The organism is Oceaniglobus sp. K40-3, assembly GCF_055808395.1.
On record NZ_JBVVRW010000005.1, the window covers coordinates 150,609 to 168,007 of the forward strand.

18 protein-coding genes are annotated in these 17,399 nt (G+C 60.4%); 15 read left to right on the plus strand and 3 right to left on the minus strand.

Translation table 11 applies throughout. The features are described from left to right. Nucleotides 1-138 precede the first annotated feature (138 nt). The 15 genes from AC0L7P_RS22580 to AC0L7P_RS22650 all read left to right on the plus strand — a co-directional run bounded on the left by AC0L7P_RS22580 (nucleotide 139) and on the right by AC0L7P_RS22650 (nucleotide 14,738). On the plus strand, nucleotides 139-3,873 hold the full coding sequence (locus AC0L7P_RS22580) for a nitrate reductase subunit alpha (protein ID WP_473436364.1): 3,735 nt from the start codon (nucleotides 139-141) through the stop codon (nucleotides 3,871-3,873). Beyond that, nucleotides 3,870-5,414, plus strand: coding sequence for a nitrate reductase subunit beta (gene narH / locus AC0L7P_RS22585; RefSeq protein ID WP_473436365.1), 1,545 nt, complete (start codon nucleotides 3,870-3,872; stop codon nucleotides 5,412-5,414). Before AC0L7P_RS22580 ends, narH begins: the two co-directional genes overlap by 4 nt. Nucleotides 5,415-5,417: 3 nt before the next feature. Then, nucleotides 5,418-6,071, plus strand: a complete 654-nt coding sequence (gene narJ, locus AC0L7P_RS22590; protein ID WP_473436366.1) for a nitrate reductase molybdenum cofactor assembly chaperone — start codon at nucleotides 5,418-5,420, stop codon at nucleotides 6,069-6,071. A 2-nt stretch (nucleotides 6,072-6,073) separates the two neighbouring features. After that, a complete protein-coding gene (narI, locus tag AC0L7P_RS22595) occupies nucleotides 6,074-6,772 on the plus strand; it encodes a respiratory nitrate reductase subunit gamma (protein ID WP_473436387.1) in 699 nt (232 codons plus the stop codon). Then, nucleotides 6,769-7,476 carry a peptidylprolyl isomerase gene (locus AC0L7P_RS22600; RefSeq protein ID WP_473436367.1) on the plus strand — a complete coding sequence of 236 codons (708 nt, stop codon included), beginning with the start codon at nucleotides 6,769-6,771 and terminating at the stop codon, nucleotides 7,474-7,476. Before narI ends, AC0L7P_RS22600 begins: the two co-directional genes overlap by 4 nt. A 52-nt stretch (nucleotides 7,477-7,528) precedes the next feature. Continuing rightward, nucleotides 7,529-8,161 carry a MarC family protein gene (locus AC0L7P_RS22605; protein WP_473436368.1) on the plus strand — a complete coding sequence of 211 codons (633 nt, stop codon included), beginning with the start codon at nucleotides 7,529-7,531 and terminating at the stop codon, nucleotides 8,159-8,161. 159 nt (nucleotides 8,162-8,320) lie between these two features. Next, complete coding sequence (locus AC0L7P_RS22610; RefSeq protein WP_473436369.1) at nucleotides 8,321-8,704, plus strand: PRC-barrel domain-containing protein; 384 nt, start codon at nucleotides 8,321-8,323, stop codon at nucleotides 8,702-8,704. Nucleotides 8,705-8,731: 27 nt separating this feature from the next. Next, nucleotides 8,732-9,139 (plus strand): hypothetical protein, encoded by a 408-nt coding sequence (locus AC0L7P_RS22615; protein ID WP_473436370.1) that lies wholly within the window; start codon nucleotides 8,732-8,734, stop codon nucleotides 9,137-9,139. Nucleotides 9,140-9,430: 291 nt separating this feature from the next. Then, nucleotides 9,431-9,760 (plus strand): zinc ribbon-containing protein, encoded by a 330-nt coding sequence (locus AC0L7P_RS22620; protein WP_473436371.1) that lies wholly within the window; start codon nucleotides 9,431-9,433, stop codon nucleotides 9,758-9,760. A 56-nt stretch (nucleotides 9,761-9,816) separates the two neighbouring features. Further along, entirely contained in the window at nucleotides 9,817-10,341 is a 525-nt protein-coding gene (locus tag AC0L7P_RS22625) for a DUF1269 domain-containing protein (protein ID WP_473436372.1), read from the plus strand. Then, nucleotides 10,338-10,490, plus strand: a complete 153-nt coding sequence (locus AC0L7P_RS22630; protein WP_473436373.1) for a DUF3096 domain-containing protein — start codon at nucleotides 10,338-10,340, stop codon at nucleotides 10,488-10,490. Before AC0L7P_RS22625 ends, AC0L7P_RS22630 begins: the two co-directional genes overlap by 4 nt. Before the next feature lie 93 nt (nucleotides 10,491-10,583). After that, nucleotides 10,584-11,588, plus strand: coding sequence for an HlyD family secretion protein (locus tag AC0L7P_RS22635; RefSeq protein ID WP_473436374.1), 1,005 nt, complete (start codon nucleotides 10,584-10,586; stop codon nucleotides 11,586-11,588). Then, a complete protein-coding gene (locus AC0L7P_RS22640; protein WP_473436375.1) occupies nucleotides 11,585-13,120 on the plus strand; it encodes an MDR family MFS transporter in 1,536 nt (511 codons plus the stop codon). The genes AC0L7P_RS22635 and AC0L7P_RS22640 overlap by 4 nt, the downstream gene beginning before the upstream one ends. Nucleotides 13,121-13,492: 372 nt before the next feature. After that, nucleotides 13,493-14,155, plus strand: coding sequence for a DUF1344 domain-containing protein (locus tag AC0L7P_RS22645; RefSeq protein ID WP_473436376.1), 663 nt, complete (start codon nucleotides 13,493-13,495; stop codon nucleotides 14,153-14,155). A 190-nt stretch (nucleotides 14,156-14,345) separates the two neighbouring features. Beyond that, complete coding sequence (locus tag AC0L7P_RS22650) at nucleotides 14,346-14,738, plus strand: YidH family protein (protein ID WP_473436377.1); 393 nt, start codon at nucleotides 14,346-14,348, stop codon at nucleotides 14,736-14,738. A gap of 133 nt (nucleotides 14,739-14,871) precedes the next feature. On the opposite strand, the gene pip is transcribed toward AC0L7P_RS22650, so the two are convergent. The 3 genes from pip to AC0L7P_RS22665 form a co-directional block, all read right to left on the minus strand. Continuing rightward, complete coding sequence (pip, locus tag AC0L7P_RS22655) at nucleotides 14,872-15,831, minus strand: prolyl aminopeptidase (protein WP_473436378.1); 960 nt, start codon at nucleotides 15,829-15,831, stop codon at nucleotides 14,872-14,874. A 76-nt stretch (nucleotides 15,832-15,907) separates the two neighbouring features. After that, the gene (locus AC0L7P_RS22660) at nucleotides 15,908-16,909 is read right to left on the minus strand and encodes an ABC transporter ATP-binding protein (RefSeq protein WP_473436379.1); all 1,002 of its coding nucleotides are present in this window, start codon (nucleotides 16,907-16,909) and stop codon (nucleotides 15,908-15,910) included. Beyond that, on the minus strand, nucleotides 16,906-17,399 hold a 494-nt coding region (locus tag AC0L7P_RS22665; protein WP_473436380.1), incomplete at its 5' end, for an oligopeptide/dipeptide ABC transporter ATP-binding protein. The genes AC0L7P_RS22665 and AC0L7P_RS22660, both read right to left, overlap by 4 nt.

Below are 17,399 nucleotides of genomic sequence, written 5' to 3' on the forward strand. Positions count from 1 at the left end.
TCACCGGATCGCCGGACAGGCCGATCGACACTCAGGCAAAGTTTGCAAATTTGTAAGGTTCCCTCACAACCATGGCTGTACGGTGCTTTATAACAAGGTTTGGACAGATCGCCGATTTGGCAGGGACGGAGGCACGACATGGGGCAGTTTCTCGAACGTCTGCGTTATTTTCGCAATCCACGGGAAAAGTACGCGAACGGCTGGGGCGAAAAGCGCGCCGAAACCCGCCAGTGGGAAGACAGTTATCGCAACCGCTGGGCCCACGACAAGGAGGTGCGCTCGACCCACGGGGTCAACTGCACCGGGTCTTGCAGTTGGCACATCCACGTCAAGCAGGGGGTCATCACCTGGGAAACCCAGCAGACCGATTATCCACGCACCCGCCCCGATATGCCCAACCACGAACCCCGCGGGTGTCCGCGCGGGGCGTCCTATTCCTGGTATCTCTACAGCGCGAACCGTCTGAAATACCCGATGATCCGCGCCCGTCTTCTGGGCCACTGGCGGCGCCTGCGCGAAACCATGGAGCCGGTCGAGGCCTGGGCCGCGCTGAGTGGCGATCCGGCCGCGCAGGACTACAAGGAAGTGCGCGGCATGGGCGGTTTCGTGCGCGCGAAATGGGACGAGGTGCTGGAACTGGTCGCCGCATCGAATGTCCACACGATCAAGAACTGGGGGCCGGACCGGATAGCGGGGTTTTCGCCGATTCCGGCGATGTCGATGGTCTCTTACTCCTCGGGCACGCGGTATCTGTCGCTGCTGGGCGGCACGATCCTTTCATTCTACGACTGGTATTGCGACCTGCCGGCGGCCAGCCCGCAGGTCTGGGGCGAACAGACCGACGTGCCGGAATCCGCCGACTGGTATAATTCGGGCTATATCATCGCCTGGGGCTCGAACGTGCCACAGACCCGCACGCCAGATGCGCATTTCTTTACCGAGGCGCGCTATAACGGCACCCAGACCGTCGCGATCTGCCCCGATTATTCCGAAGTGTCAAAGCTGACCGATCAGTGGCTGCACCCCAAGCAGGGCACCGATGGGGCGCTGGCCATGGCCATGGGCCATGTGGTGCTGCGCGATTTCTTCCTTGATCGTCAGGTCGGTTATTTCCAGGATTATGCGCGGCGTTTCACCGATCTGCCGCTGCTGGTGCGGCTGGTCGAACGGGACGGGCGCATGGTGCCCGACCGCTATCTGCGCGCCAGCGATTTTGACGGTGCGCTTGGCACGCCGGAGAATGGCGAATGGAAGACGGTCGGCTTTGACAAAGGCGGCAATCCCGTGGTGCCCCGCGGTTCCATCGGATTCCGCTGGCCCGGCAAGGACAGCGGCGATGCGCAGAAGTGGAACCTTGAGCAAAAGGACGCGGGCGGCAACGATATCCACCTGCAACTGAGCGCGATCGACAGCCACGACGCGGTGCTTGATGTGGCATTCCCCTATTTCGCAGGCGACACCGATTCCGGGATCCTGACGCGCAGGATGCCTGTCCGAAACGTCGAAACCACCGACGGCAAAATCATGGTCGCCAGCGTCTTTGACCTGCTGTGCGCGAACTATGGGTTGGACCGGGGTTTGGGCGGCGCAGGTGCCAAGGGTTACGACGACGACATTGCCTATACGCCGGCATGGCAGGAAAAATTCACCGGCACGCCCGCCGCACGGGTGATCGAGGTGGCGCGCGGGTTTGCCTCGAACGCGGAAAAGACCAACGGGCGCTCGATGGTGATCATCGGGTCGGGCACCAACCACTGGTATCACCAGGACGCCACCTATCGTGCGATCATCAACATGCTGATGCTCTGCGGCACCATCGGCCAATCGGGGGGCGGCTGGTCCCATTACACCGGCCAGGAAAAGGTGCGCCCACAGACCGGGTGGTCGGCGCTGGCCTTTGCGCAGGACTGGGTGCGTCCGACGCGCCATATGGCGGGCACCTCGTTCTTTTATGCCCATTCCGATCAGTGGCGATACGAGACAATGACGCTGGACGATATTCGTTCACCGCTGGCCGATCCGGCCCGTCAGAGCGGCAGCATCATTGATTGCAATGTACGCGCCGAGCGCATGGGCTGGATGCCATCGGCACCACAGTTGAACCGCAATCCGCTGGAGGTGGTGCGCGAGGCGGGTGCGGGCGATCCGAAACAACATGTCGTGGACCAACTGACATCGGGCGATCTGTCGATGGCCTGCGAAGATGTGGACGCGCCCGAGAATTTCCCCCGCAACCTCTTTGTCTGGCGCTCGAACCTGCTCGGCTCGTCGGGCAAGGGGCACGAATATTTCCTGCGCCATTTTCTTGGCACCCAGCACGGGCTTCAGGGCAAGGATCTGGGCGAGGATGGCGGCGTGAAACCGCAAGAGGTGAAATGGCGCGATGCGCCCGAGGGCAAGCTTGATCTGGTGGTGACGCTCGATTTTCGCATGTCCACCACGGCGCTGTATTCCGACGTGATCCTGCCGACCGCGTCGTGGTACGAAAAGAACGACCTGTCGACCACTGACATGCACCCCTTTATCCATCCGTTTTCCGAAGCGGTGGACCCGGTGTATGAATCGCGCAACGACTGGGAAATCTTCAAGGCCATCGCCGGGAAATTCTCGGAACTCTGCGACGGGCATCTGGGGGTTGAACGTGATGTGGTGCTGTCGCCGATCATGCACGACAGCGCCGGCGAAATGGCCCAGCCCTTTGGCGGGCGCGATTGGAAAAACGGCGAATGCGCGCTGATCCCCGGCGTCACCGGCCCGGCGATGACGGTGGTTGAACGCGATTATCCCGCGACGCTGGCGCGCTATACCTCGCTCGGTCCGCTGATGGATTCCCTGGGGAATGGCGGCAAGGGGTTGCGCTGGGACATGGGGCCAGAGGTCAAGGCGCTCGGCGCATTGAACGGTGTTGTGGCCGACGGCCCCGCCAAGGGACGACCACGGATCGAATCTGACATTGACGCGGCCGAAACCATCCTGATGGTGGCCCCCGAAACCAATGGCGCGGTTGCCGTGCGTGCTTGGGAGGTACTGGAAAAATCGACGGGGCGCGATCATCGCCACCTTGCGACCGGACGCGAGGACGAAAAGATCCGCTTTCGTGATTTGCAGGCCCAACCGCGCAAGATCATCACCTCGCCCACCTGGTCGGGAATCGAAACCGACGAGGTGAGCTATAATGCCAACTATATCAACGTGCATGAGCTGGTGCCGTGGCGCACCCTGACCGGGCGGCAGCACTTCTTTCTCGATCATCCGTGGTTCAGCGATTTCGGTGAAAACCTCGCGCTTTATCGCCCGCCGGTGGATACACGCGCGGTGCGCGCGCTTTTGGGCAAGACGGAAAACGGCCACCCCGAAATCACGCTCAGTTTTCTCACCCCACACCAGAAATGGGGCATCCACAGCACCTATACCGACAATCTGATCATGCTGACGCTGTCACGCGGTGGCCCGATCGCCTGGTTGTCCGAAGCCGATGCGAAACGCGCGGGTGTCGAGGATAACGACTGGATCGAATGCTTCAACGCGAATGGCGCACTGACCGCACGCGCAGTGGTCAGCCAGCGCGTGAGCGAAGGCATGTGCATGATGTATCACGCGCAGGAAAAGATCGTGAACGTGCCCGGTTCCGAAGTGACCGGCCAGCGGGGCGGCATCCACAATTCAGTCACACGTATCCTGTTGAAACCGACGCAGATGGCGGGCGGTGCGGCACAGCTTTCGTGGGGCTTCAACTATTACGGCCCCGTCGGATCGGACCGCGACAGCGTCGTGATCCTGCGCAAGTTGGCCAAAGTTGATTGGCTGGATGAACACCAGCGTGCCGCGCGCACGCAGGAAATTGCCGAAAAGGCGCAAGGAGTGACACCGTGAAAATCCGTTCGCAAATCGTGATGGTGCTGAACCTCGACAAATGCATCGGCTGCCACACCTGCTCGGTCACCTGCAAGAACGTCTGGACCTCGCGCAAGGGCATGGAATACGCGTGGTTCAACAACGTCGAAAGCAAGCCCGGCATCGGCTATCCCAAGGACTGGGAGAACCAGGACCACTGGAAGGGCGGCTGGGAGCGGCGCAAGAACGGCAAGCTGCACCCAAAGCAGGGCGGGCGCCTGGGCATTCTTGCCCGCATCTTTTCCAACCCGAACATGCCCGAAATCGACGATTACTACGAACCGTTCACCTTCGATTACGAGAACCTGCAAACCGCGCCGGAACTGCCCACGCCGCCCGTGGCGCGGCCGATCTCGCTGATTTCCGGCAAGACCATGGACAAGATCGAATGGGGCCCGAACTGGGAAGAGATCCTTGGCGGCGAGTTCGACAAGCGCTCAAAGGACTACAACTTTGAAAACGTGCAAAAAGACATCTACGGGCAGTTCGAAAACACCTTCATGATGTATCTGCCACGGCTTTGTGAACATTGCCTGAATCCGGCCTGCGTCGCATCCTGCCCTTCCGGATCGATCTACAAACGCGAGGAGGACGGTATCGTCCTGATCGACCAGGACAAATGCCGGGGCTGGCGGATGTGCGTGTCAGGCTGCCCCTACAAGAAGATCTATTACAACTGGGTGAGCGGAAAATCCGAGAAGTGCACCTTTTGCTATCCGCGCATCGAGGCGGGCATGCCGACGGTCTGCTCGGAAACCTGCGTCGGGCGCATCCGCTATCTGGGCGTCGTCCTCTATGATGCCGACCGCATCGAGGCGGCGGCATCGGTCGAGGATGAACATGACCTCTACCAGGCCCAACTCGACATTTTCATGGACCCGAACGACCCCGAGGTGCGCAAACAGGCCGAGGCCGACGGTATCCCGCACGAGTGGATCGAAGCCGCGCGCAAATCGCCCGCCTACAAGATGGCGGTAGAGTGGAAGATCGCCTTTCCGCTGCACCCCGAATACCGCACCCTGCCGATGGTCTGGTATGTGCCGCCGCTGTCGCCGATCACCGCCCATGCCAACGCTGGCGCCATCGACAGCGCGTCCAACGGGTTGCCGGATGTCGCCAGCCTGCGCATCCCGGTGCAATATCTCGCCAACCTGCTGACCGCCGGCAACGAGGCCCCGGTGGTCAGCGCACTGGAACGGATGATGGCAATGCGCGCCTGGTTCCGCGCCAGGCAGTTGGGCGAACCGCTGGATCGGTCCTTCCTGGACAGCGTCGGATTGGACGAGGCGACGGTGAACGAGATGCACCGCTATCTGGCAATCGCCAATTACGAGGACCGCTTTGTCATCCCCACGGCGCACCGCGAAGAGGCCGAGGACGCCTATCAGCTGCGCGGGGGCTGCGGGTTCACTTTCGGCAACGGCTGCGATGGCATCGACGCGCGCGAAGGCCTGTTCGGTGGGAAAATGGGGCGGCGGCACATGAACCACCATCACGACTTCGACGAAGATTCGGCCTGATCCATGGCACGCAATCCCACCCTTTTGCTGCGCGCACTGTCGGCCCTGCTGACCTATCCCGACGCCGAACTGCGCGCCGCCATCCCCGAAATCGCAGATGCCATCCGCACCGCGCGCGGGATCGACCGGCGTACAAAGGCCGATCTGATCGCGCTGGCCCAAGGTATCGCCGCGCGCCCCGAACTGGAGGTCGAGGCCGGCTATGTCGATCTGTTTGATCGCGGGCGTGCCACCTCGTTGAACCTGTTCGAACATGTCCACGGCGACGGGCGCGGTCGCGGACCGGCGATGATTCAGTTGCGCCAGCGGTACCGGGCCGCGGGGATGGAGCCACAGTCCGACGAGATGCCCGACCATCTGCCGCTGATGCTGGAGTATCTCAGTTGCCGTGACAGGGCCGAGACCCGCGACACCCTGCGCGAGGTGGCGCATGTTCTGCGCAAGATCGGCAATGCGCTGCAAGGGCGTCAAAGCCCCTATGCCTGTGTGATGGCGGCGCTTTTGTCGCTGGCCGGCGAAAAGGGGCTGGATGCCGCCGCGCCACCGCCACCGCCCGAGGATTTCGACAAGAGTTGGGAGGAGGAGCCAGCCTTTGCCAAGCCGAAACCGGCACTGCCAGAACACCCCGCTGCCGCCAGAAGGAGGGCGAGGCCATGACCATCCCCACGTCGCTGAACTTCTTTCTTTTCGCGATCTATCCTTATCTTTGCCTGACGATCCTGTTGATGGGCAGCCTGGTACGGTTCGACCGCGAACCCTATTCGTGGAAAAGCGATTCATCGCAGATCCTGCGCACCGGGTATCTGAAATGGGGGTCGAACCTGTTCCACTATGGTGTTCTTGTCGTGATCGGTGGGCATTTCGTGGGTTTTCTGATGCCCGAAGTCTTTATCACCTGGCTGATGAGCCCGACACAGCACCAGCTTCTTGCGATGGTCGTGGGTGGAATTTCAGGGTCGATCGCGCTGATCGGGATCTCACTTCTGACCTTGCGGCGTTTTGGAGATCAACGTGTGCGCGCCAACAGCCGCAAGTGGGATCTGGCAATACTGCTCATGCTGTTTTTGCAACTGGCGCTTGGCGTTCTGACCGTTCCCTATAGCGCACAGGATATGTCGGGCGCCCATTTTCATCTGTTGGTCGCCTATGTGCAAAGCATCGTCACCTTCCAACCCGACCCGGACCTGCTGCAAGGCGCGCCTTGGGTCTATCACTTTCATATCTTCCTGGGCTTCACGATTTTCCTCGTCTCGCCCTTTACCCGAATGGTCCATATCTGGAGCGGCCTGGTCAGTGTTTTCTACCTGTTCCGCCCCTATCAACTGGTGCGCAGCCGCAAATGGAAGACAAGACGATGACGATTCATGTGAACGGGGCCGCAGTTGAGACCGAGGAATGGGCCAGCGACAAATTGGCCGCCGCCCACGAGCTGTTGCGCCAGCGGGCGCAGGAACTGGGCCTGAGCGGCGCAGAGATTGACGACGATACCGCGATCGAGCGGTTGCTGGCACAAGAGGTCAACGTGCCCGAGCCCGCCGAAGAGGAGTGCCGCCGCATCTATGACGCGCGCCCAGAGGCATACCACAGCGGTGATCTGGCCCATGTGCGCCACATCCTGTTTCAGGTGACACCCGGCGTTCAGGCGATGAGGCTGTCCTATTATGCCGAAGGCGTGCTGAAAGAGCTGCGCGACAAACCAAAGATGTTCTCCGAGGTCGCACGCAAGAATTCCAACTGCCCCTCGGGCGCGCAGGGCGGCAACCTTGGCCAGATCCAGCGCGGTGCCACGGTGCCCGAGTTCGAAAAGGCGGTGTTTGATACCGTCAACATGGGTATCCTGCCCCGCATCGTGCGCACCCGGTTCGGCTTTCACATCATTGCGGTGGACAAGCGGATCAAAGGCGAGCGTCTGCCGTTCGGGGCCGTCGCCGGCGAGATTGCCGAAACCCTGCGCGATGAGGCGTCCGAGCGTGCTATCCGACAATACATAAGCATCCTGGCGGGGCGGGCAGATCTCGACGGGGTGGATCTCGAAGCGGCAAAATCGCCAATGGTGCAATAGCAACTGGTTGATCCATCTGCTGCCCAATCTTACCCCGACAGAAAGGCCCTTGATGGACTATACCGAACTGGCAAAGGCGTTCGGCGCCTTCTTTGCACTGTTGAATCCGTTTACGGTTCTCCCGATTTTCCTTGCCATGACAGAAGGTTACGATGCAGCCGGACAGCGGATGCTGGCGATCAGGATGACGCTTTTCTCGGCCCTGATGTGCGCCGTCATTCTTGTTGTCGGAACCCAGATCCTCAAGTTTTTCGGAATTACGGTCGATCAGTTCCGCATCGCGGGTGGCCTGGTTCTGGCACAGATATCGTGGTCGATGCTGCAAGGCCGCGAAATCGTCGCGCACCATGGCACCCCGGCGGAACGTGATCACATGTCCGAATTATCCGCCTTGGCATTCTATCCGATGACCTTTCCCATGATGATCGGGCCGGGCACCATCAGCACACTGATCATCTATTCTGCCCATGCCAAGGGCCCGATCGGCCTTTTGTCCGTTGGCTTGGTGATCGTGCCCATTCTGATGCTGCTGTTTGTCGTTTTATATTTCGCGCCGTTCTTCAGTCGCGCCTTGTCGCAGACCATGCGGGTCATCATAACGCGGCTGATGGGCATGATCCTGCTGGCCATCAGCATCGCGATGCTGATGGCGGGGCTGCTGGCCGTGCTGCCCGGGTTGGCCTGAAGGCCGCTGTCTGTTCCGGGGGCTTCTTTGCATCAAAGTAAAGTCGCGGCCAACTCTGTGACATGAAATCAGGCCATCAAGAGGCTACTGAAATCCTCGCCATTTCAGCCGGATAATTCAGCCGGCACCGGAATCGCGGCAGGTTGGAGCCTTGGAAGAATGAAACGGCATACCCAGACGTTCGCGACGCTTTGTTTTGCGCTCGCCTTTCCGCTCAGCGCGTTCGCGCAGGACTTTGACTACAACACCATAGGCCAGGTGCCACCCGGTCAGTTCGATGCAAACCAAAGCGCCGCGGCGCTGATCGGCCAGCGGGCCATCGCGCAGGGCGATGTCGATGTAGGAGATATCGTCGACGTGATCCATGACGAAACCATGCTGGTGCGTGGTTATATCGTTGATGTGGGCGGGTTCCTTGGCATTGACGCCATGCCGGTATTCTTTCCTGCCAGTCGCGCGACCGTGCAGATTGACGGCATTACGGCCAGGCTTGTGCTGAACATGAACGCGCCCGACCTCCGGGAGATCGCGCGGGCCGACTGATTTCCACTGTCAACGAAAGGAAACCCCATGCAGACCTCATTCGCACTTTTGATCGTCACCTTCACGCTTGGCGCACCGTCGCTCGGCCTTGCCGCGCCGCTTGACTGTCCGGACGCGCCAGCCGTGTTCGGCGAAGCCGATGCCGGAACGGCCATGCTGAGCGATCTTGCCCGAACCGTCGGCAGCGCGGGCCAGGACGGACAGAGCCTCGGCTCCATCGCAGATGACCTGCGCACGAAATATCCGCAGGCGGGCGACACCGATATCGCCGATATCATGATTTCATCCTACTGCACCTGGCTCAATACGGACGCAGCCCAGGATCAGCGCAGCGAAAGCAACGTGTCCAAATTCGAGCAGCAGGTCTATGGTGCGGTGTTCAACGGCCCGCCGCCACCCGAATACGCACGGCAGGGTTGGCTCTATAGCAACTGAGCGGTACCGGCTGCGGCGGTGCAGATCCCTATCGCCGATGACGTCGATCAGGGGGCTGCGTTCGTGATCCGCGGCCCTTGCGGGGCGGGTCACACCGTGGATCGCGTTACCCATGGGCGGGGGTAATATTCTCGACCCCCCGCCACGAAACAGGCAGGCCACCACCGAGACACAGCAGCCTGCCTGCGCGTCGCTGACAAGGCTCTCTACCAACACACTGAGCGGGCAATCGCTGGTGGTCAGCCACGACTGGCACATGAACTGAACCCGAACGACGCAAAGGAAACTCCGATGAAAAGCAACGACCTGCGCGCCCGTCTTGAACGGCTTGGCCAGACAATCACCAAGACGCGCGAGCGCATGCAACGCGAGGCGCATCTCTTTCACGACGAAATGCATCTGACGGCGGATGACCTGAAAGAGCGCTATCACATCCTGCAGAATCGGCTGAACGGCGATGGGACCGATGCGGAGGCCCATGGCCACCATATCAACGATCTCGAAAAATCGGTCCATCAGTGGCTCGATAGTATCGCCGAAGATCATCGGGCTTCGATTGCGGATCCTGAAAAAAGCAATGAACACGCCAGGCGACCCGATCAACGCGATGGAATCGCCTGAGCGGCGCCACCAGATCATCAAATTCCCCAAACCCAGCCAGGAAAGGAACTCTATCAATGTCCGAACTCATCGTAATAGGTTACGATAAACCCGATCAGGCCGAAACCGCCCGTGACGAACTCATGTCGATGGCCCGTGAATACCTGGTCGATGTTGCCGATGCCGTGGTGGCCACGGCCGACAAGGACGGCAAGGTCAAGCTGAACCAGATGGTCAATCTCTGGACGGCCGGCGCCACCGGCGGCGCCTTTTGGGGCCTGCTGGTCGGGCTTATCTTCTTCAATCCCCTGCTCGGTGTTGCCGTCGGCGCAGGTGCGGGCGCGCTGTCCGGCGGCCTGACTGACTATGGTATCGACGACACATTCATGAAGGACGTCGCGACCATCCTGCAACCGGGCCAGGCCGCGCTGTTCATGATGGTGCGCACCAACGCCTCCGACAGGGTGATCGAGAGGCTCGGCGAAAAGGGCGGCCGCGTGTTGCGCACCAACCTCGATACCGATGCCGAAAGCCACCTGCGCCGCGCGTTCGAAAAGGCGCACGCTGCCGAAATCAAGGCCCACGACGAGAAACCGGCATGACAACCGTTGTCTATCTTCAACCGATCATGGCGCTGATTGCCGGTGTCCTGATTCTCGCGTTTCCGCGCATCCTGAACTATGTGATTGCCGGCTTTCTGATCCTCTTCGGGTTGGCCGGGCTCTTTCCGCATGTGTTCGGCGGCGTCTGAAGACCACTCATGTGACTGACACCCCACGGCGGGCCCTTGGGCCCGCCGTCTTCGCGACCAAAACGAAAAACACGGCCTTGGGACAGAAACACCATGAAAAACCTCAAATTCATCATTCTGCTTGTCGCGGTTCTTGCTCTTGGTGCTTGCCTCTGGTGGTGGTGGAACCACGAAAAGATATATCCATCCACCGACGATGCCTATCTTCAGGCCAATATCCTGACGGTCGCGCCACAAGTCGGTGGCCGCGTCACCCGCGTTGCGGTTTCCGAAAACGATCATGTCAAGGCGGGCGATCTGCTGGTGCAACTCGATACGGCTGTGCTGAACGCGGCGGTTCAGGCGGCGCAGGCGCAATACGATATTGCCCGGCAGAGCGCAGGCGCATCCGGGTCGGACGTTTCGGCGGCAGCGGCCAATCTGGCAAGCGCAAAAGCCGCGCTGACCGATGCGCAGGTCAGCCTTGACCGGACGCAGGCACTGTTTCGTCTTGGCGATGTGGCACAGGCCGCCCTGGATCAGGCAACAGCGACGCGCGATCAGGCGCAAGCCGCCGTCAATGCGGCAGATGCCACCCTTGCCGCCGCACGGAATCAGGCCGGGGCGCATGGTGACGACAATGCCGCGGTGCGCGCCGCGCTCGCCAATCTGACCACAGCGCAGATCGAGCTTGCCCATTCGCGAATCACCGCGCCAACCGGCGGCTGGGTCTCGAACATCGACTTGCGGGTCGGAAGCATCGTCGCACAGGATGCGCCGGTCTTCTCACTGGTCGAGGATGGAGATTGGTGGATCGACGCCAACTTCAAGGAAACCGATCTTGCCCGCATCCGGCCCGGGCAGCCGGTCACGCTGTCGGTCGACATGTATCCCGGTCTTGCTCTCAACGGCACCGTTGAAAGCATCGGCGCCGGTTCAGGCGCAGTCTTTTCGCTCTTGCCACCGCAGAACGCGACCGGGAACTGGGTCAAGGTCACGCAGCGTTTCCCGGTGCGGATCAGGCTGGACAGCAAACCACAGGACGCGGCCATGCAACTGCGCGTCGGGGCCAGCGTGACGGCAACGGTCGACACCTCGTCGATGGATAAGGCGAAATGACAACCATCGCCCCATCCGCCGCCGCCCCGCAGCGCGCGCGCTGGACGATCATCCTTGCCGTCGTGCTGACGGCAGTGCTCGAGGTGCTTGACAGCACCATCGTCAACGTGGCGTTGCCGCACATGCAGGCGGCGTTCGGCATCACCAACGATCAGACGGTGTGGATCCTGACCAGTTATATCGTGTCCTCGGTGGTGGTCATGCCGCTGACGGGGTTCTTTGTGCGCCGGATCGGGCGGCGGCGGCTGATCACAATGGCGATTCTGGGCTTTGCCGGGTTCTCGGCGCTGTGCGGCCTGTCCTGGAGCGTCGAGATCATTGTCGCCTGCCGGATCGGCCAGGGGATCTTTGGCGCGTTCCTCATTCCGTTATCGCAGTCCATCCTGTTCGACAGCTTTCCCAAGGAAAAGCGCGGGCAGGCCATGGCGTTGTTCGGGCTGGGCGTTGTTGTGGCGCCCGTGCTGGGGCCGACACTGGGCGCGATCCTGACCGAATATTTTTCCTGGCGTGCCGTGTTCTACGTCAACCTGCCGATTGCGGGTTTTGCTCTGGTCATGATCTCGGGCGAGCTGAAGAACGAGGAAACCAGAAAACTTTCGGTGGATTGGGTCGGACTGGCGCTGATGGTCGGGGCCATCGCTGCGCTGCAACTGATGCTGGACCTTGGTGAAACATGGGATTGGTTTTCGTCGCATCTGATTCAGATTGCGGCCATCGCCTGCGTCGTCTGCGCGGCAAGTTTTGTCATCCGCGGGATCGGCAAGGGCGACAACATCATCGACTTCTCGCTGTTTCGCGACCGCAGTTTTGCCGGCGCCAACGTGGCGATCATGGGCTTTGGCGTCGCGATGTTCGGCTCGATCGCGATCCTGCCGCTGTTCGTGCAGGGGTTGCTGGGTTATCCGGTGCTGGAATCCGGCTATCTGTTCATCCCGCGCGGCATCGCAGCGGGCTTTTCGATGGTGTTCACCGGCGCGGTGCTGGTCAACCGGGTCGATCAGCGCCTGCTGGTCGCGGTCGGGCTGATTCTGACCGGGGCGGGAAACGTCATGATGGGTTGGCTCGATCTGACGGCGGGGTTCTGGGATCTGGCCTGGCCCGGGGTCATTTCGGGGCTTGGCATGGGGCTTTTCTTTGTGCCGATGTCGACCCTTGCGTTCCAGAACATTGGCCCGGACCGGCAGGACGAGGCATCGGGAATCTACGGCGTGACCCGTTCCATCGGCAGTTCGGTCGGCATCGCCATCGTCGGTTGGCAGGTGGCCAGCCGGATGCAATTTCACTGGTCGGCCCTGTCTGCCGGGATCACACCTTACAGCGAGGCCGCGCGCGCCTATCTTGCGCCGCTCGGCCTGACGCCGGATTCGCCCGCCGGGGCCGCGCAACTCGCCGCTCAGGTTCAGGCGCAGGCGACGATGCTTGCCTTTCAGGATGCATTCTGGCTGAGCGGGCTTGCTGCCTTTGCGATGCTGCCGGTGGTGCTGTTCCTGCAACGCCCGCCGAAAGGCGCGGCAGCGACGGCCGTGCATTAGGGCGGGTTGATCGCGCGTCCTGCGGCCTTGCGCGAATGCCGCGCCGCCGGTGCAAAGGTCGGGCCTTATGTGTCGCCCCCTTCTCTTTTCAAGGCACCTGACGATTCGGTCCCGGCAACACTGGCGTGGCGATTCATCAAGACCAGAGTCAGGCGCGGATCGCCGATTCTCTGGCGTTTACGGCGGGGCAGATCGGCAGATTTCGACAATTCGCATGAACCTTGAGCATCTGTAATGTTCGCACCAAGTTCGTGACAAGTCGCGCTGTCAAAAACACCCCATCGGAACCAAGCTGACCGCAGAACAGGCGCAACGCAGAACCGGGCCGAAAATGAAACGTTTGCCTGCGGGCAACAAAAAAGGAACGATGAAATGAAAAAATCCGTCTTTTCCGCCGCGCTTCTGGCCGCCATGTTCGCCGGTGGTTTTGCGCAGGCCGCCACGACTTCGGGAACCATCGCCGCCATCGACGACGGTGCGAATACGGTGACCCTGGAAAACGGCACAACCTACGATTTCAGCGACAAGACGTATCGCCAACCGGTTCTGGATGGATACCGCGCCGGTGACAAGGTGACGATCGCTTGGGCCGCGGAAGGCGACAAACACATGGCACAGGCGATGAGCGCCGACCGTTCCAGCGGCCATATGGGCAAGATCAAGGCCGTCGACACTGCAAACAATTCGGTCACTCTTGAGAATGGCAAAAACTATACCTTCGCCAGCAGTGGCGATGAGAAAATCGATCTGTCAGGTTTCCACGCCGGTGACGATGTGGTCATCCATTCGGCACGCGACGGCGACGACAGCCAGGGGATGGCAATCGCTTCGGCCCACTCGGAAAACGTGACCGGCACAGTGAAATCCACCGACAAGGATGCGATGACCCTGACGCTGGACAACGGCACCGTCTATCACTTCGACAACGACTCGGGTGTCGATGTCTCGGGTTTCAACACCGGCGACACGGTGACGATTACCACCTACACCATCGGCAGCCAGCACATCGCCGAGGATGTCTCTGCGGCCGGATAATACTTGGCCCGATACGTCACGGGGGATCAAACGAGGGGTGCACATCGCACCCCTCGTTTTGGCCGAAACGCAACTTGATTTGCTTGCCAGCCCCATGCCTTAGTGCGTTCAGAAACAGATTGACGAACTGAACAGGCGCGGCATCCGACATCGACCTGATCCGCGCCAGTTGCACACAGGTGTCGGCCCCATGGATTTTGCGCGACCTGATGCGCCATGCCCCGGACGCGCGTTTGCCGGGCCAATGAAACAGGAGACAGCGATGATCGTGAATTTCGAAACCCACGCCTCCAACGAGCGGACGTTCCTGTCCTGGGTGCGCACGGCCGTTGCCATTGTCGGTTTCGGCCTCGCGGCAGCGCGGCTGGGCAACACCCCCGCCCCGGGCTGGTCAGATCTGCTCTTGCTGGGGTCGGGCGCTGCGGTGATCCTGCTGGCCTGGGCACGGATGCGACATGTGCGCAAACGCATTGACCGCGCGGAACGCCTGCCCGACGATACCGACCTGGCCGAGATTTTCCTGATCCTGCTGATCATCGCGCTGTTCGTCCTGCTGGGAAGCTTTGCGATTCATGTCACCTGACGGCGCACCCGTTGGAACGATCCGCACCTACCGCTGACGCCCGCGATCTTTGACACGTTTATCGTCGTCCCAAGATGGGTCAGGGTTTCATTCAAGGTGCCAGTCTCATTGGTTCGGGTTTGCTGACAGGGGCCTAGGTTGTGCCGTTTCCCGCCGCTATTTGGTGATACATCCGGTCATTCGCCCCGCGTAAGGCGGCGGCGATGATCGGATCATCTGTGGAATGCCCGCCACCAGCCACGGCGACAAATTCGGCCTCGGGCCATGCACGGTGCAGCTTGAACGCGTCGCGCATGGGGGTCACGACATCGTAACGCCCCTGTACGATTACTGCGGGCAGATATCTGAGTATGCCGATATTTTTCAGAATGAAGCTTTCGTCGAAAAAGAACCCGTTGGTGCAGTAATGGGTCCACAACCGCGCCACGTTCAGCGCATGGTGCATGTCGATGGGCGGAAGCGGATCTTCGGAAACGCCCATGCTTCTCATGGGGCCCATGAAATTTCTCAGGCTGACGGTTGCCGGACCATGGACCCCCGGATCGGGATCAGCCAGACGCACGTAATAGGCCTGAACCAGATCCGCGCGCTCATCCTCGGGGATGTAGTTTGCAAAGGCCTCGTGCAGATCGGGAAACAGCACAGAACGCCCGTTAAACCACCACTCAATCTGATCGCGATGCCCAAGAACGATTCCGCGCAGAACCAACCCCAGACAGCGGGCGGGATAGTGAATTCCATAGGCCATGGCCAGATAGCTGCCCCATGATCCGCCTGCCACAAGCCAGGTGTCGATCTTCAGTTCCTTGCGCAGCTTTTCAAGATCACTGATCAGGTGCTGGGTCGTGTTATGGCCAATCCCTGCTGACGGCCTGGATTTCCCTGCGCCCCGTTGATCAAGTTGAATCAGGCGGTATTGCTTTGGATCATAGAAATCACGATTGGTCGGACGCAACCCATCGCCGGGACCACCGTGAAGATGAATGACCGGAACACCATCGGGATTGCCCGATTGTTCGTAATAAATATCGTGGCCGTCCCCAACCGAAAGATAGCCGGTATCAAAAGGCTCTTTTACAGGATTGCCGGTCATTTCTACTGCCTTTTCGGTGGTTTATGCACAGGTCGTTGTTGTGGGTGTGATCGGTGGGTTGTCGGCCAGAGGATTTTCAGACGCTTGCATCATTGAGATGACAGGCAGAAAAGCGGGCCGGGGCGATTTCTTTCAATGCCGGTGCTTCGACCTTGCAACGGGCATGGGCGTGGGGGCAGCGCGGGTGAAAATGACACCCTGTCGGTGGCTCCAGCGGCGATGGTATTTCACCCTTGATCGGTGAATAGGTGCGTTTGCGGCTTTCAAACGTCGGAACCTCGGCCAGCAGCGCGATGGTATAGGGGTGGTTTGGCCGTGCGAATATTTCGGTGCTGGTGCCAAATTCAACAACCCGGCCAAGGTACATGATCGCGATGCGGTCAGAGATATGTTCAACCACGCCCAGATCGTGACTGATGAACAGATAGGTCAGTTCAAGATCGTCGCGCAATTTCATGAACAGGTTCAGAATCTGCGCCTGAATCGACACATCCAGTGCTGCCACGGATTCATCACAGACGATCACCTCGGGTTGCACCGCCAGGGCGCGGGCAATGCCGATGCGCGCCCGTTGCCCGCCCGAAAATTGGTGGGGGTAACGTCGCCGCGTGGCCGGGTCCAGGCCGACATGGGCAAGGGTATCATTGATATAGCCATCCAACGCGCCGCGCGGGACAAGTTTATGGGCGCGGGGCGCTTCGCCAACCAATTCATCAACCCGGAACCGTGGATTGAGAGATGACATGGGATCCTGAAAGACAAGCTGAATCTTAAGCGCGGCCTCATGGGCCTCCTGGGCGTTCAGATTTGTCAGGTCTTGCCCCCGATACCGAATTGCGCCCTCGGAAGGGGGCAGCAGACCGGCAACCATCCGGCCAAGGGTGGTTTTGCCACAGCCGGATTCACCAACAAGGCCCAGAACCTCGCCTTTGTGGATGGTCAGGTTGACGTTATCGACCGCATGAACCGCCATTTTGCGCAGATTGGCACCCATCAGGTTTGCCACACGTTCGGCCAGATCCAGATCGACGACAAAGCGTTTTGAAACGCCATCAATCTCGATGATTGGTTGGTTCATGATGTCACCTCATGTTTTGCGTCCTCAAGATGCGGGTGGAAACAGCGCACCTGACGTTCCGGCACGGGTTCAAACAACGCGGGTTCCTTGAGACATGCCGCATCCGCACGGGGGCACCGGGGGTGAAAGGCGCACCCCTTGGGAAGGTTCACCAACGAGGGGGTCATGCCGCCGATCTGCGCCAGAGGTTGCCCGCGTTTCTTGCCGTGTGGCACCGACCCGATCAGCCCTTTTGTATAGGGATGCAGGGGATTTTCGATGATCTGGGTGGTTGTTCCCTGCTCAACGATCCGGCCCGCATACATGACGGCGAGTCGATCCGCCAAACCGGAAACCACGGCCAGATCATGAGTGACCCAAATCAGCGCGGTGCCGGTTTTGGCGCAAAGGGACTGCATCTCGAACAGGATCTGCGCCTGAATCGTCACATCAAGCGCCGTTGTCGGTTCATCCGCAACGATGATGTCGGGTTTGTTCAGCAGCGCAATGG

Bases quoted from the DNA above. Each gene is read 5' to 3' on its own strand.
- AC0L7P_RS22580 (WP_473436364.1), top strand. From the start codon at position 139: ATGGGGCAGTTTCTCGAACGTCTGCGTTATTTTCGCAATCCACGGGAA.
- narJ (WP_473436366.1), top strand. From the start codon at position 5,418: ATGGCACGCAATCCCACCCTTTTGCTGCGCGCACTGTCGGCCCTGCTG.
- AC0L7P_RS22600 (WP_473436367.1), top strand. From the start codon at position 6,769: ATGACGATTCATGTGAACGGGGCCGCAGTTGAGACCGAGGAATGGGCC.
- AC0L7P_RS22605 (WP_473436368.1), top strand. From the start codon at position 7,529: ATGGACTATACCGAACTGGCAAAGGCGTTCGGCGCCTTCTTTGCACTG.
- AC0L7P_RS22610 (WP_473436369.1), top strand. From the start codon at position 8,321: ATGAAACGGCATACCCAGACGTTCGCGACGCTTTGTTTTGCGCTCGCC.
- AC0L7P_RS22615 (WP_473436370.1), top strand. From the start codon at position 8,732: ATGCAGACCTCATTCGCACTTTTGATCGTCACCTTCACGCTTGGCGCA.
- AC0L7P_RS22620 (WP_473436371.1), top strand. From the start codon at position 9,431: ATGAAAAGCAACGACCTGCGCGCCCGTCTTGAACGGCTTGGCCAGACA.
- AC0L7P_RS22625 (WP_473436372.1), top strand. From the start codon at position 9,817: ATGTCCGAACTCATCGTAATAGGTTACGATAAACCCGATCAGGCCGAA.
- AC0L7P_RS22630 (WP_473436373.1), top strand. From the start codon at position 10,338: ATGACAACCGTTGTCTATCTTCAACCGATCATGGCGCTGATTGCCGGT.
- AC0L7P_RS22635 (WP_473436374.1), top strand. From the start codon at position 10,584: ATGAAAAACCTCAAATTCATCATTCTGCTTGTCGCGGTTCTTGCTCTT.
- AC0L7P_RS22640 (WP_473436375.1), top strand. From the start codon at position 11,585: ATGACAACCATCGCCCCATCCGCCGCCGCCCCGCAGCGCGCGCGCTGG.
- AC0L7P_RS22645 (WP_473436376.1), top strand. From the start codon at position 13,493: ATGAAAAAATCCGTCTTTTCCGCCGCGCTTCTGGCCGCCATGTTCGCC.
- AC0L7P_RS22650 (WP_473436377.1), top strand. From the start codon at position 14,346: ATGGATTTTGCGCGACCTGATGCGCCATGCCCCGGACGCGCGTTTGCC.
- pip (WP_473436378.1), bottom strand. From the start codon at position 15,831: ATGACCGGCAATCCTGTAAAAGAGCCTTTTGATACCGGCTATCTTTCG.
- AC0L7P_RS22660 (WP_473436379.1), bottom strand. From the start codon at position 16,909: ATGAACCAACCAATCATCGAGATTGATGGCGTTTCAAAACGCTTTGTC.